The organism is Chloroflexota bacterium, assembly GCA_016197225.1.
In the GTDB taxonomy this organism is placed as follows: Bacteria; Chloroflexota; Anaerolineae; order Anaerolineales; family VGOW01; genus VGOW01.
In genome coordinates, this window is sequence record JACPWC010000065.1 from 49192 (window position 1) to 62800 (window position 13609).

Annotated in this window: 12 protein-coding genes; 2 read left to right on the plus strand and 10 right to left on the minus strand. The window is 60.2% G+C overall.

The annotated features are described in order from the left end of the window. Positions 1-181: 181 nt before the first annotated feature. Both HYZ49_11900 and HYZ49_11905 read left to right on the plus strand, forming a co-directional pair. Positions 182-1246, plus strand: coding sequence for a peptidoglycan bridge formation glycyltransferase FemA/FemB family protein (locus tag HYZ49_11900; protein MBI3242986.1), 1065 nt, complete (start codon positions 182-184; stop codon positions 1244-1246). A 91-nt stretch (positions 1247-1337) separates the two neighbouring features. Continuing rightward, a complete protein-coding gene (locus tag HYZ49_11905) occupies positions 1338-2306 on the plus strand; it encodes a D-cysteine desulfhydrase family protein (GenBank protein MBI3242987.1) in 969 nt (322 codons plus the stop codon). 44 nt (positions 2307-2350) lie between these two features. On the opposite strand, the gene HYZ49_11910 is transcribed toward HYZ49_11905, so the two are convergent. The 10 genes from HYZ49_11910 to ctaD all read right to left on the minus strand — a co-directional run bounded on the left by HYZ49_11910 (position 2351) and on the right by ctaD (position 13579). After that, positions 2351-2965: a hypothetical protein gene (locus tag HYZ49_11910; GenBank protein ID MBI3242988.1), complete on the minus strand. Its 615-nt coding sequence runs from the start codon at positions 2963-2965 to the stop codon at positions 2351-2353. Between the two features lie 24 nt (positions 2966-2989). After that, positions 2990-5524: a GAF domain-containing protein gene (locus tag HYZ49_11915; protein MBI3242989.1), complete on the minus strand. Its 2535-nt coding sequence runs from the start codon at positions 5522-5524 to the stop codon at positions 2990-2992. Positions 5525-5533: 9 nt separating this feature from the next. Then, positions 5534-6454 carry a hypothetical protein gene (locus HYZ49_11920; protein ID MBI3242990.1) on the minus strand — a complete coding sequence of 307 codons (921 nt, stop codon included), beginning with the start codon at positions 6452-6454 and terminating at the stop codon, positions 5534-5536. A gap of 83 nt (positions 6455-6537) precedes the next feature. Further along, positions 6538-7716, minus strand: a complete 1179-nt coding sequence (locus HYZ49_11925; protein MBI3242991.1) for a c-type cytochrome — start codon at positions 7714-7716, stop codon at positions 6538-6540. Positions 7717-7785: 69 nt separating this feature from the next. After that, entirely contained in the window at positions 7786-9483 is a 1698-nt protein-coding gene (locus tag HYZ49_11930; GenBank protein ID MBI3242992.1) for a copper resistance protein CopC, read from the minus strand. A gap of 52 nt (positions 9484-9535) precedes the next feature. Then, the gene (locus HYZ49_11935) at positions 9536-9832 is read right to left on the minus strand and encodes a hypothetical protein (GenBank protein ID MBI3242993.1); all 297 of its coding nucleotides are present in this window, start codon (positions 9830-9832) and stop codon (positions 9536-9538) included. Position 9833: 1 nt separating this feature from the next. Further along, the gene (locus HYZ49_11940; GenBank protein ID MBI3242994.1) at positions 9834-10145 is read right to left on the minus strand and encodes a cytochrome C oxidase subunit IV family protein; all 312 of its coding nucleotides are present in this window, start codon (positions 10143-10145) and stop codon (positions 9834-9836) included. Between the two features lie 61 nt (positions 10146-10206). Continuing rightward, positions 10207-11049 (minus strand): heme-copper oxidase subunit III, encoded by an 843-nt coding sequence (locus HYZ49_11945; protein ID MBI3242995.1) that lies wholly within the window; start codon positions 11047-11049, stop codon positions 10207-10209. Positions 11050-11075: 26 nt separating this feature from the next. After that, a complete protein-coding gene (locus HYZ49_11950) occupies positions 11076-11939 on the minus strand; it encodes a protoheme IX farnesyltransferase (GenBank protein ID MBI3242996.1) in 864 nt (287 codons plus the stop codon). Positions 11940-11947: 8 nt separating this feature from the next. Continuing rightward, on the minus strand, positions 11948-13579 hold the full coding sequence (ctaD, locus tag HYZ49_11955) for a cytochrome c oxidase subunit I (GenBank protein MBI3242997.1): 1632 nt from the start codon (positions 13577-13579) through the stop codon (positions 11948-11950). Between the last annotated feature and the right edge of the window lie 30 nt (positions 13580-13609).

Sequence of the window (13609 nt, forward strand, 5' to 3'; positions counted from 1 at the left end):
GCTGATCGTCGCGACCCTAGTTTTATATCACGTTTGGAAGAAGGTTTCAATCACGCGGCCCGGAGGCCGCAACCCGGGCCTCAATCTTATCCACAAACTGGGCGGTGAAAAGCTCTTTTATGGCGCATCCTATCACCAGCACAGATCGGACGTATACTTGGGGCGCTTGAGCCGCTTGCCCTTGTCACCCATTCACCCTATCACCGACTCTCAAACCTGGGACTCTACCCTCGCCAGCCTGCCCAATGCCCACCTGCTCCAGGCGTGGCAATGGGGCGAGTTCAAATCGCGTTACGGCTGGAGCGCCCGCCGCCTGCTTTGGGAAAATGCCGATCAACCAGTGGCCGCCGCCCAAATCCTCAAGAGAACCGTCGGCCCCTTTTCGATCCTCTACATTCCCAAAGGCCCCTGCCTCGACTGGTCGAACACTGAATTGGCAACAGCCGTCCTCGCCGACCTGGAATCCCTCGCCCGGCGCGAGCGGGCCATCTTCATCAAGATTGACCCGGAAATCAAACTGAATACTCAAGACCCAAGACTCAAGACTCAAGACCCGCCACGTTTCTTTCCATCTGCCAGCCAGGTGCAATTCAAAAACACCGTCTGGCTTGACCTCACCCGCCCCGAAGACGACATCCTCGCCTCGTTCAAGCAGAAGACGCGCTACAACATCCGCCTGGCCGAGCGCAAGGGCGTCGCCGTCAAAACGCCGCCGCCAGACGATGCGCCGCTTGACCTGCTCTATCGCCTCTACGCTGAAACCTCGGTGCGCGACGGCTTCGTCATTCGCCACAAAAATTATTATCGCGACGCCTGGGGCGGCTTCATTCAGTCCGGCCATGCCCAGCCCTTCATCGCCGAAGTGGACGGGCAGGCCGTCGCCGCCATCATCGCCTTCCACTTCGCCCGGCGCGCGCTTTACATGTACGGCATGTCCAGCGGCCAGCACCGCGAGAAGATGCCCAACCATCTTTTGCAGTGGGCGGCCATTCAATGGGCCAAAGCGCAAGGTTGCGCGATCTACGACTTCTGGGGCGCGCCTGATGTCTTCGACGAGTCGGACTCGATGTTCGGCGTGTGGAAGTTCAAGGAAGGATTTAGCGGCGACGTGATTCGCACCCCCGGCGCGCTCGACTACGCTCCCTCGCCTTTGTTATATCGGCTGTATACTATCGCCCTGCTCCGCCTGTTGAATGCAATGCGGCGCAGAGGCAAACAGCAAACGAAAGCGTTCATCGGGGATTGAAGTTGGATGTTGGAAGTTAGATGTTGGAAGTTGGAATCTTCAGCCACCTCTAACCTCCAATCTCCAATTCTCTAATCTCCCTCTCCCTCTCATGAAACTTCCACATCATCTCTCCTTCGCCCACCTCCCCACCCCGCTCGAACCCCTGCCCCGCCTCTCGGCCCGCCTCGGCGGCGCGGAAATCTGGATCAAGCGCGACGACCAGACCGGCTTGGCCGGGGGCGGCAATAAGACCCGCAAGCTGGAATACCTGCTGGCCGAAGCGCAACAACTCAAGGCTCGAACGATCATCACCGGCGGCGCGCCACAATCCAACCACTGCCGCCAGACGGCGGCGGCGGCGGCCCGTTGTGGCTTCCGGTGCATTTTGGTCTTGCGCGGCGACCCGCCGGCCCAAGCCACCGGCAACATCCTGCTCGATCAACTGCTCGGCGCGGAGATCGTCTGGTCACACAACGAGAGTCGCGAAGCGGTGATGCAAGCCACCTGCGAAAAAGAAAAGGCCACTGGCAACGATCCGTATCTCATTCCCATCGGCGGCTCCAACCAGATCGGCGCGGCCAGCTACGCGGCGGCGGTGCAGGAGTTGGCGGATCAACTTCGGGGCGAGAGCGGCTTCTCCCGTTTCTGCTTCGCCTCCTCCTCCGGCGGCACGCACGCCGGGCTAACGGTTGGCGCAAAAGCAGTGATGCCTCAGACCGAAGTGCTGGGCTTCAGCGTGGACGAGCCGCTGGACGTGTTGAAGACGAACGTGGCGAAGCTGGCGACTGAGACAGCGTCTCTGTTAGAGTTGCCGTTTTCTTTCACTCCTGCCGACATCAGCGCCAACGCCGATTACATCGGCGCCGGTTATGCCATGATGGGCCAGCGCGAGCGAGAGACGATTCGGTTGTTAGCGAAGCTGGAGGGGATTCTGGTAGACCCGGTTTACACTGGCAAGGCCTTTGGCGGGATGCTGGATTTGATTCGCAAGAGCGTGATCGGCAAAGACGAACGAGTGCTGTTCTGGCACACCGGCGGGGGGCCGGCGCTGTTTGCTTACGCTGATCAACTTGTATAAAAAAAGACGACCCGGCGGGTCGTCTCTACGTTTAATTCTTCGCCCTACTTCTTCGTGGCCTCAATCTTGAACCGCATGATCTGAGCTTCGATCAGGCCGTCCACCACGCTCAAATCCACCCGCAGGCCGTGATCGTCCAGATACTTCTTGGCCAGCCCAAGCGCGTACTGCTTCTTTTGTTCGGCGATGGAAGCGCCCACGTTCGCGGCGGCGACTTTGAGGCCACTTTGCTCGGCGGCCAGCACCGCGCTCTCAACGGCTTTGTCAATCAGGGCGGCGCGGGCCTGGGGCGTGTCGTCCGGCGGCGCGGCGCTGTTGAACTGCTTGAGCACCTCGGCCTCGATGACGTTGGCAATGGCCGACACGTTCACTTTAAGCCCGGCTGAGTTCAGGTAGTTCTGCGCCACCTGCAGGGCATATTCCTTCTTGGCCCCGCCGCCGGCGATCTGTTTGGTGATCCCGGCCTGCTCGGCGGCCCGAACCGCAATGGAGCCAATGCTCTCCAGCGCCGCCAATTGCTCCTTCGTCAGCTTGCTCTTAATCTCATCGCCCTTCTGCTTGAGCCAGAAGGCCGCCGCCGCAATCAAAATCGGCAAGGCAACCACCAGCAGCGCCTGGGCCAGCATCGCTAAAAAATCCGAGATGACTTTGAAATCCATACCTCAGCCTCCAAAAAACCGGGCTTACTTGGCGACAGCCGTTTCCATTCTGGCTTTGGGCAACACAAAGATGAACCGGCTACCGACTCCCAGTTCACTCTCGGCCCAAATTTTGCCGCCGTGCGCTTCCACAATTTCACGGCACAAGGCCAGCCCCAGGCCCACTCCGCCGTAACGGCGGGTGGTGCCGCTGTCCACCTGATAGAAGCGCTGGAAGATGCGGTCGAGTTTGTCTTCAGGGATGCCGATGCCGGAGTCTTGTATTTCCACCCGCGCCTGGCTGTCGAGATCGGTCAGCTTCAGCACAATCTTGCCGGTCGGCCGCCCGAACTTGACGGCGTTGTTGAGCAGGTTGTCTATCACCTGCACGATCCGTTCTTCGTCAATGGAGACGACGACCTCGTGCTCCGGCATCTCGACCGCAAGCATTTGGTCGCTCTGCTGGGCCAGGGTGCGCACTGCCTGAGCCGTCTGGGCAATCAGCCCGTTCAACGGCATGGGCTGGCGCTCAAGATCGGCAATCTTCAGGCGTTGCAGGGTGACAATGTCGTTGACGACTTTGGTAAGGGCGGTGCATTTGCGCCGCACCACTTCCAGCCCTTTGATTTGCGTCTCGGTCAGCGAGCCAAGTTCCTGCGACAGCAAAAGCTCGACGTAGCCCAGAATGAAGGTGAGCGGTGTTCGCAGTTCGTGCGAAATGTTCTGGATCAACTCGTCCTTGAGTTGGTCGGCTTCCTTGAGTTCGGCGTAAGCCTGCTCCAGGTTGCCGGTGCGGGCCAGCAGATCGCGCACCAGCCGGGCATTCTCAATAGCCGCCGCCGCCCACTGGGCCAGCGTTTCGGTCACGTTCAAATCTTCTTCGTCGAACTTGCCTTCTTCTTTGTTGACCAGTTCCAGCACGCCGATGACCTGACGCTTGATAAGCAAAGGCACGGCCACCACGTTGGTCGTCGTCAGCCCCGTCGTCTGGTCAACACCGCGATAGAAACGCGAATCCTTTTTGACATCGTCCACCAGCGCCGGTTTGGCGTTCTGCGCCACCCAGCCGATCACCCCAAAACCGACCGGCACTTTCATCCCCAGCAGTTTTTCCACTCCGGGGCCGACGACGGCTTTGAAGATCAGCCCCGGCGATTTTTCGTCCACCAGCAAAATGGAGCCGGCCTTGGCCCCCAGCACCCGCGCCGCCTCTTCGAGAATCGTCTGCGGGATCGAATCGAAATCGAGCGAGCCGGCCATGATCCGGGCGGCGTTGTTGACGGAGGTCAACTGCCGGGTGCGCCGGATCAATTCCGTCTCGCGGCCCTTTTGCTCCGAAAGGTCGGTCACCACCAGCACGTCGCCGATGTCGGTTTTGTTGCCCGGCACGTGAACGGCCAGCACCGGCATCAGCGAGCCGTTCTTGCGAATCAGCTGCTTCTCAAACGAACTGGTGCTGGTTCCTTTGGTGAGCCAGGCGTCGGTGGCCGAGCGATCGGTTTCATAGATCAAATCGGTCACGGGGCGGCCCATCAACTCCGATTCTTCGTAGGCCAACATGCGGCACAACCGGCGATTGACGAAGTTGATGTGCGAAGCCTTATCCAGCATCATCAAGCCGTCGCCCATGGTGTTGACCAGGGCCTGATGAAAGAGCTTGTCGCGCCGGGCTTCCAGCTCCCGCTTTTCAAGTTGCTGAAGGAGATGCTGGTTTTCAATAGCCATCGCCGCCTGGCTGCCCAGCAGGGTCAGCAGGCGCAAGTCGGAGGCGCTCAACCGGTTTTCGCCCCGGCGGGCGACCAGCATCACGCCAATGGTTTTGCCGCGCAAGGTCAGCGGCAAAAGGCTGGCTACTTGCGCGCCGGCCACTTCCAGGCCTTTGGCCAGAAGGTCGCCGCCGGCCATGCGCGAGATGGCTTTGGCGGTTTGTTCGATGAGCGATTGATCGGTCAGGGCAACTTCGCTGAGAGGGTTGAGTTGTTTTGCCAGGGGGAAGGCAATGTCGTTGGCATTGCCCCGGATGGTGCGTAGAAACAAACGCGACACGTCCTCGCCGGCCATCCCGGCAATAGCCGCCGATTTCAGCATCCGGCTGTCGTCGTCCACCGCCAGAATCCACACCAGCGACGCGGCCAGCATCATCACCGTGCCGTGCGCAATCTCAGACAATTGATCGGCAGACTGTTGATCGCCCGCCAGCCGGTCGGTGCGTGGCCGGTGGAAGACGGCCTTGATGCGCACCGCCAGGTCAACCGGATCAATAGGCTTGGTGATGTAGTCGTCGGCCCCGGCCAGCAGGCCCTCGGCCCGGTCGGCGGCTTGTGATTTTGCCGTGAGTAGAACGATGGGGAGTTGGGCGGTCTTGGGATCGGCCCGCACGCGACGGCTCACTTCGTAGCCGTCCATGTCGGCCATCATCACGTCCAGCACCAACAGGTCGGGCTTGCTGGTGGCAATAGCGCGCAAAGCATCGTTGCCAGAGAGTGCTTCCAGCACTTCGTAGCCCTGCCCGCGTAAAATGTAGCCAATTAATCGTAGTGTTTGAACATCGTCGTCTACGACCAGGATTCTTTTCGCCACTCTTGTATCTTATCCTTGAAACGGTAAAGCCGCAATAGTCGCCCGCGCCCCGTTAATTACAATTTCCGATCCAATTTCGTCTGAGGGCTTCGCAAACCCCAACCCTATCCAGCCGAAACGCGGCGACTCGACGGCGCTGGTAACGAGTCCACCCGGAGTCAACGGGGAAGCCGCCTTGAGGCCGATGAGCCGCTTCGCCAGTTTTCCCCGGCTCTCCATGCGGGCAATGATTTCCTGCCCAATGTAACAGCCTTTGGTAAAACTAACGTCATTCCAAAGCCCAGATTCGAGCGGGATAAAATCTTCGCCCATTTCGTGGCCCATCTCAGGCAAACCGGCCTCCACGCGCAAAATGTTGTAAACCGCCGGGTCGGCCTCAATCGCGCCTGCTTCCACGGCTTTGGCCCGCCACTGGGCCATCTCGGTTTTTTCGGCTGCCACAAAGAAACTGCTCCCGGCCACCGAGTCGGCCCGACCGATGATCGCCCCGCCCTGCCGTCGCGCGTGATGCAGTTTCAATGCGCTCGCGCCACTCATCAGCCTCTCGATGATTGAATCTGCTTTGGGGCCAAACAATCGAAACTGCGCCAACTCACTCGAAGCGTCCGCCAGTGCTACGTCATCCTGAAAGAAAATGTAGCCGCTGAGCCAGCGCCGGATCGTCGTCGCCATGTTGGCGCTCCCCAGCACCAGCGCCTTCGGCTCAAGGTTGATGACGATGATCCGGTCAACGATGCGAGCCAGAGGCGTGGTGAGCACGGTGGCCCGGCCTTCGTTCTCGGCCATGTTCGTCAAGTCGTTAGTGGACATGCGGTGGATCAGATCGATCCGGTCGCGGCCAGCCGCCCACAACAGGGCGTGGTCGGGCAAATCCATCAGGCCACAGCCTTCGAGCACGGCGTTGTAGTTGTGGAGGGTGGCGTTGTCCATAATATACCTTTAAGAAACGACAAGACGCGCGGCTCTTGCTTCGCGCGTCTTGTTGAATTCAAGGGGCTGAGAACGCAGAGACGTTACTTCTGCGAAGCAAGGTAAGCGACCAGGTCGCTAATTTGTTGCGGTGAGAGAACATCCTTGAAGTTCGGCGGCATCAACCCATCCTGGAAGTTCGGAACCACGAAGGCGCTGGGCTGGGTGATGGATTCGTAAATGTACTGCTCGACCGAATAGCCGGGTTTGCGCGTGCCGGCGTGCGCGCCGACGCCAAGCAGTGACGGGCCGACAAGCGTGGCGTCGGTAGTGATGTTGTGGCACGAGGCGCAGGGCGGCACGACGCCATTGAAGGCGGTCTGCCCGTCGGCGGCATTGCCGGCAGGAAGCTTGTCAATCTCGGCCTGCACCAGGTCTGCCGGGCTGGGCGCGGCCACGGTGGTGGCCGCCGGAGTCGGGAAGCGGGCGGCGTCCACGGCCTTTATTTCGGTGAAGGCCGGGGCCACCCAAACGGCGATGCCACCCAGGATCGCCAGCACCACAAAGGCGTTTCCGGCTATCAAGGCTTTGTCCACCAGCGTCATCTGCCGCACCGAGTCCAGCACAAATTCCGGTTTGAGTTTTGGCTCCAGAGCGGCAATCTCTGCCGAGGGCCAGGCCGGGCCGGCCTTGGCCGCTTTGTCTTTCTCTTCTTGAGTGCGATAGAACCACATTGCCAGCCCGGCGCCGACTGCGCCGGTTGCGCCCAGGATGACGACGACACTGACCGCCGGAATGACCCACAACGGCACTTCGGCTTTTTCTTCGCCCGCCGGAACTTCAAACGTCAGGGCCAGAAATTCATTGGCGCTTCGGGTGAAGTTTTTGCCATTGCCAAAGGCAACATAGGCGGCCAGAAGCAGAAGGGCGATCACCGAGCCGATGATCCACTGACGGGTCTCGACGTTTTCGGGCGTGGCCTTGTAAGAGTAAGAGGGAACGTAAGGCGGCACAGCGCCTTCATCGGCTTTGGAGTCGCTGAGCGCGCCGGGCTTGTCTTTGACAAGCTGGGTGTTGAGCCAGGTGAAGACGAAGGCCAAACCGCCCCCGGTGACGACGGTGAGAACCAGAACGCCGACAATGGAACCGACCAGCACGGCAGCGGCAACCGGATCGTTCGGAACGATGTAAGCGCCTCCGCCGCCGGCGAATCCACCGGCGATGGCAAACACGCCAACGCCGAAGAGAATGAGCAAACCTAGAATAGTTAACGCACGTTGCACGGCACGTCCTCCAAATCTAAATCTAAATCCTAAAGGTCCGCTTCGCGAGACCTTTAGGGGCTTTTAATTCTACAACTTCAGCCAGAGCCAAACGGCTCCGGCGATCAACAGGCCCGGGGCTAACCAGGCTACTACCAGCAATCGAACATCGGCCTGCGCCCGAAGTGAGCGCCAGGCCAGCCAGCTCCAAACGCCCGCCGTCACCAACAGCAAACCGGCGGCGGTTGCTGTGGCATAACGGTTCAGCCAGCCAACGGCCCGCACTAAAAAACCGGCCGGCATCTCCGGCGTTCGCGCAGCCCGGTCGGGGCCGACCCAATAATTAAAGTTCACAAACTCGGTCGCGTTCACCGCCAGCAGAATCTGCCAACGGCCCTCGCTCGTCAGGTTTGCGCCCGTGGCCGAGTACACGCCCTGGCCGATCTCGTCGAGGGCCAGCGTTGAAACCACCGCGCCGGGGTCGAGTGGCTCAAACTGCAAACTTGCTTCAGCGCCGATCAACGGTTGCCCGCTCTTTGTTAACCGGACTTCGACGGTGTTGGTTCCGGTTCGCGCCGGCCAGAGCGCCACCGTCGCCGTCAACTCGCCAGCCTTGCCGACCTGTTCAACGCGAGTCGGCGCGCCGTCCGTGATCTGCGAGAAGGCGGGCGGCAGATTGGTGAGCGCGGCGGCCAACAAAACGATGATCAACATCAAGGCCGCTTCAAGGCCGGAGACGAGACGATTTGCCCGCCTCACCATGTTGAACAGTCCCAACCCCAAAGCCAGCCCGACGGCGGCCAGCTTCAGCAGGAGCGCCCGGCCATATTCGGTGAGCAACAACGCCGGCCACGTTCCCACCTGGCCGCCGCCCAGCCACAGGCCGGAGACGATCAGGCCGCCGACGGCGGCAGTGGCTAAAATTGAAAAGTTCGTCAGGAACTTCGTTTCCCCGTTAGTTAACGCCAGCGCGGCGCACAACACGCCGCCCGCCCAGACCGACGTGGCCCACAAATGCGCCCAGTCAGCCAGCACGCCCGCCGGCCCAAACCGGGCGGCGCTGTGGCTGGTGAGCGAGGTGGTGAGCAGTAAGAAGCCGCCGGCCAGCAAAGCCGGCCCTGTCGCTTTGCCGCGCATCAACGAGTCAATGCGTAGCGCAATCACCACGATCATCGTCGTTCGCGCCAGCCAGAGCGCGCCCCACTGAGTCGTCAGCGTTTCGACGAGCGGCGCGTTCAAATTGTGCGCTTGAACATAAAGCGCGCCAAGCGCGCCCAGCCCAAGCGCGGCCCGCGCCGCCTGCATCGCCCAGAAGAGCGAGCGGCGAAACCGGGCTTCGTCGTCGAGTCGAACCGCCCACCCAAAGACGGCGACCCCGACGAACACAGCCTGCCCGCCGAGCGACAAGAATCGACTCGCATCCGCCAGCGGCGTCCGCTCAGTCGCCACCGTTTGCGACGGGTCTGCCGGGACGCCGACTCCGAACGAATAACTGCCGCTGGTAGTGTGGCCGTCGCTCAACGTGAAGACCCGCCAGAGGACTGTGTACGAACCTTGCGGCAGGCCGGGCGGCAGTGAGACGAACAATGACCGGTCGCCTTCAAGTTGAATGTCGCCCAGATCGATCCGGCTGGAAGCGCCGGCGGCGTAGACTTCGAGCGCGCTGAAGCGCGGCTCGATTGGCTCGGTGAACCAGACCTGGACGCGGGCCGGGGAAACCGGCGCCGCCCCCCCAACCGGCGGCTCGGCCTGGTCAATCACGCCGTGAGCGAAGGTAGTTGTTGCCACGCTCAGGGTCAGCGCCAGAGCCAGGGTCAGTTTGAAAAGTGCGCGCGCCACCTTATTTGGGCGCGGTCGAATGTCCGTTGGGACTCCGCTCCGCAGATTTGATCTGCTGGTAAACGAGCAAAGAAACCAGGCCCGTCAATCCCAGGCCGATGAAGATGTGCGCGATCAACTCGTAAACCATTCCGAAGAAATCGCGGTCAACCGCCGAGAGGCCGGCTAGCCAGCTTGCATAAGCCGGAATGGATTGCGGCGGCAGGAAATGATAGGTGGCTTCGGCCAGCAGGCCGGCCAGCGAAACCGCCAGCGAGAGCCAGGCAACCCCCGGAAGCCTTCGGAAGCGAGCGAGCATGTCAGGGAGCAATGCGGGCGAACCCTAATACCATGACCAGGATAAACAGCACCGCCAGCGGCAGTGACACGCCGACAAACAACAGGAACCAGCGGCTGTCGTGCCGCAGGTGCATATAATATAACGCCACCAGCGCCGACTTGACTACGGCCATCAGGAACAAGATGGGATAGGTGATGACCGGCGGCAGAATATCGTGCAGGAGGGTGCCGACAGCGACTTCAGCGCCGGTGATGACGATGAGCCAAACGAAGATGATGAGATAATCTCGCGTTTTAACAGGCGGGTGTGATTGTGAATGAGTCGCTTCCACAGCAGTCTCCCAGTAATACTTCAAGATCAAATGTGGGGCGATTTGGCAAATCGCCCTACAGTTAGTGCATCAAATAAATGATGGTGAACAACAAAATCCAGACGATGTCAACGAAGTGCCAGTACAAGCCAAAGATTTCCACGCCGCCGTACTCTTTCTCGGTGAAGCCGCCGCGCAGGGCGCGGGGCAGGATCGAGAGGCACCAGATGACGCCGATGATGACGTGCAAGCCGTGAAAGCCGGTAAGGGTGAAGAAGCCGGTTCCCAGGCCACTGCCCGTCCAGGTCAGGTTTTCTGCATAGAGGCGCGTATACTCAACCCCTTGCAGGCTGACGAACGTCGCGCCCAGAATCACGGTCAGGAGCAGGAAGAGGTTGAGCAGGCCTTTCTTGCCTCTGGCCGCCGAGTCGTGGGCCAGCACCACGGTGAGGCTGGAGGTCAGCAGAATAAAAGTGTTGAGCGAGACGAGGGGAATACTGCTCACCAGCGGCTCGACGGCTTCAACTGTTGAGCGGGCGCGAAGCAACAAGAAAGTCGAAATGAGACCGGTGAAGAACAACACTTCCGAGCCGAGGAATATCCACATCCCCATCTTGGCCGCGATCTCCGGTGTGATGGACGGCCCGTGCGCCCGGTCGCGAATGTTGCTAACCAGCCAGCCGCCAAGGCCGAATACCAATACGACTCCGCCAATGCTCGTCAATATTTGCTTTACCAGAACCGGAGTCAGCCAACCAGGAAGAAGCGTCGTCGGATCAAGGTTGTATTGTTTCAGGACAACATCTAAATTGAGCGCCGCCCCAAAAGCCAAAATGATGAAACCTGCCCCGAAGGCTAACGGCCAAACGCTTGGGCCAGGCACATGAATTTCGTCGTGGCCGTGATGCTCGGTCATTTCAGACATGCAACGATCTCCTTGCTATTTGTCATTTACGTCGCGATTCGATCCACCACCATCGCCAGAAAGAGCAGAGCGAGATAGTAGCTTGAGTATTTGTACATGCGCCAGGCTTGCTTGTTGGTGCCGCCGCGCAGAAGCACGCCAGCGTGAATCAGCAGGATGAGGCCTAGCAAAGCCGCCGCGCCCAAATAAAACAGGCCGGTGACTCGCGCCGGGGTAAGCAGAAGCGTGAGCGCCACCACGATCAGCGAATATAGAAAAATCTGCCGCCGGGTTTCGGCCTCGCCCCATACCACCGGCAACATCGGAATCTGGCCGCGCGCGTACTCATGGCGTTTGAGCAAAGCCAGCGCCCAGAAATGCGGCGGCGTCCAGTAAAAGATGATGGCGAACAAGAACAGGGCCGCCACATTAACACTGCCCGTAGCCGCCGCCCAGCCCACCAACGGCGGAATGGCCCCCGCCGCCCCGCCAATGACGATGTTCTGCGGCGTGGCCCGCTTGAGCCAGAGCGTGTAGAAGAGCACGTAATACAAGTTGCCGGCCAGCGAGAGCAAAGCCGCCGGCAGGTTGACGAACAGAAGAAAAACGACAAGCGACAGGGCGCTCAGCGCCAATCCAAAAGCAAGCGCCCGGCTCGGCTGAATACGGCCAGCCGGAATGGGCCGCCGCGCGGTGCGCGCCATCTTCGCGTCCAGTTCGCGATCAAAATATTGATTGAGCGCGCTGGCCCCGCCCGCCGACAGCGCCCCGCCCAGCATCGTCCAGCCCATGAGCGGCAAAGGCGGCACGGCCCCGGCGGCCACAAACATCGCCGAGAGCGTCGTCAGCAACAACAACGCCACGATCAGCGGTTTGGTCAGGCTCACGTAATCAAGCAAGTGCTGTCTCATCAGACAGTTTAGTAGTGTGACTGTTCGCCCGGGTGCGCGTCAGCCCACAGCGGGTTAAGGCCCTTCACCGTTGGAACCTTGTCGAAGTTGTGAACCGGCGGCGGTGAGGAGGTGGCCCACTCCAGGGTGGCGCCGCCCCACGGGTCGTCACCGGCCACCTCGCCCGAGCGGAGACTGACAAACCAGTTGACAATGAACAGCAGAACCGAGAAGGCAATCGTGAACGCGCCAATCGTCGAGATCAGGTTGAGCACATCCCAGCCCTGGCCCGAGGCGTAAGTGTAGATGCGGCGCGGCATGCCCAACAATCCCAAAATATGCATGCCAAAGAAGGTCAGGTTGAAGCCGAGGGTGTGAAGCCAGAAATGCCACTTGCCCAGCGTTTCATTCAGCTTGCGGCCCGTGATCTTCGGCCCCCAGTAATACAGCCCGGAGAAGATGCCAAACATGGAGCCGCCAAAGAGCACATAATGCAAGTGGCCGACAACATAGTAAGTATCATGAACCTGCCAGTTGATGGGCACAATCGCCAGCGACACGCCGGTGATGCCGCCAATGACAAACATGGCGATGAAACCGATGGCAAACAGCATGGCTGTTGTCAGCTTCAGCGCCCCGCCCCACATCGTGCCGATCCAGTTGAAAATTTTGATGCCGGTTGGCACGGCAATGATCATGCTGGCCGTGGCGAAGAAGGTGTCCACCTGAAGCGGCGACCCCACTTGAAACATGTGGTGCGCCCAGACCGAGAAGCCGAGGATCATAATGAACACCGACGACCAGGCGATGAACTGATAACCAAACAGAGGCTTGCGCGAGAACACCGGCAAAACTTCCGAGATGATGCCCATGGCCGGCAGAACCATGATGTACACCGCCGGGTGCGAATAGAACCAGAACAGATTTTGCCAGATGAGGGGGTCGCCGCCGCCCGGAACCGAGAAGTACACCGTGCCGAAGTTGCGGTCGAGGAATAACAGCAAGAGGGCTACGGTGATCATCGGCGTGGAGAACAGCACCATGACGGAGGTGACGACCATTGACCAGGCGAACATCGGCAGTTCGGTCATCTTCATGCCCGGGCAACGCATGGTAATGGTTGTCACCAGAAAATTGATGGCGCCGAGGGTGGACGACGTGCCGCCCAGCAACAAGCCGATGATCCAAAAGTCAATGGACGTGCCCTGCGAATAGACGGCGGTCGAGAGCGGCGCGTAGCTCGTCCAGCCGGCATTGGGCGCGCCGCCCAACAGGAAGGAGGCGTTGAGGACGATACCGCCCGCCAGCAGAAGCCAGTACGACAGCATGTTGAGCTTGGGGAAGGCCATGTCGCGTGCGCCGATGAGCAGGGGCACAAAGTAGTTGCCGAACCCGGCCAGGATCGGAACCACCACCAGGAAGATCATCGTCGTGCCGTGCATGGTGAAGACCTGGTTGTACAAGTCAGCCGAGATGAACTTGAGGTTCGACCAGGCTAGTTGGGTGCGGACGGTGAGGGCTTCGAGGCCGCCGATGATGAAGAAAAAGAAGGTGGTGTAAAGATAGAGGATGCCGATCTTCTTGTGGTCAACGGTGGTGAGCCAACTGAGCAAGCCGGTGGGCGCGCCGGCGCCGGGCAGGGTGTGTGATGCAGTTGCCATTAGTGTGTTCTCCAGTAGTCAGACCCTAAG

What these genes read in the sequence shown, in the direction of transcription:
- HYZ49_11905 (MBI3242987.1), top strand. Translation starts at nt 1,338, where the DNA reads ATGAAACTTCCACATCATCTCTCCTTCGCCCACCTCCCCACCCCGCTC.
- HYZ49_11910 (MBI3242988.1), bottom strand. Translation starts at nt 2,965, where the DNA reads ATGGATTTCAAAGTCATCTCGGATTTTTTAGCGATGCTGGCCCAGGCG.
- HYZ49_11920 (MBI3242990.1), bottom strand. Translation starts at nt 6,454, where the DNA reads ATGGACAACGCCACCCTCCACAACTACAACGCCGTGCTCGAAGGCTGT.
- HYZ49_11935 (MBI3242993.1), bottom strand. Translation starts at nt 9,832, where the DNA reads ATGCTCGCTCGCTTCCGAAGGCTTCCGGGGGTTGCCTGGCTCTCGCTG.
- HYZ49_11945 (MBI3242995.1), bottom strand. Translation starts at nt 11,049, where the DNA reads ATGTCTGAAATGACCGAGCATCACGGCCACGACGAAATTCATGTGCCT.
- HYZ49_11950 (MBI3242996.1), bottom strand. Translation starts at nt 11,939, where the DNA reads ATGAGACAGCACTTGCTTGATTACGTGAGCCTGACCAAACCGCTGATC.
- ctaD (MBI3242997.1), bottom strand. Translation starts at nt 13,579, where the DNA reads ATGGCAACTGCATCACACACCCTGCCCGGCGCCGGCGCGCCCACCGGC.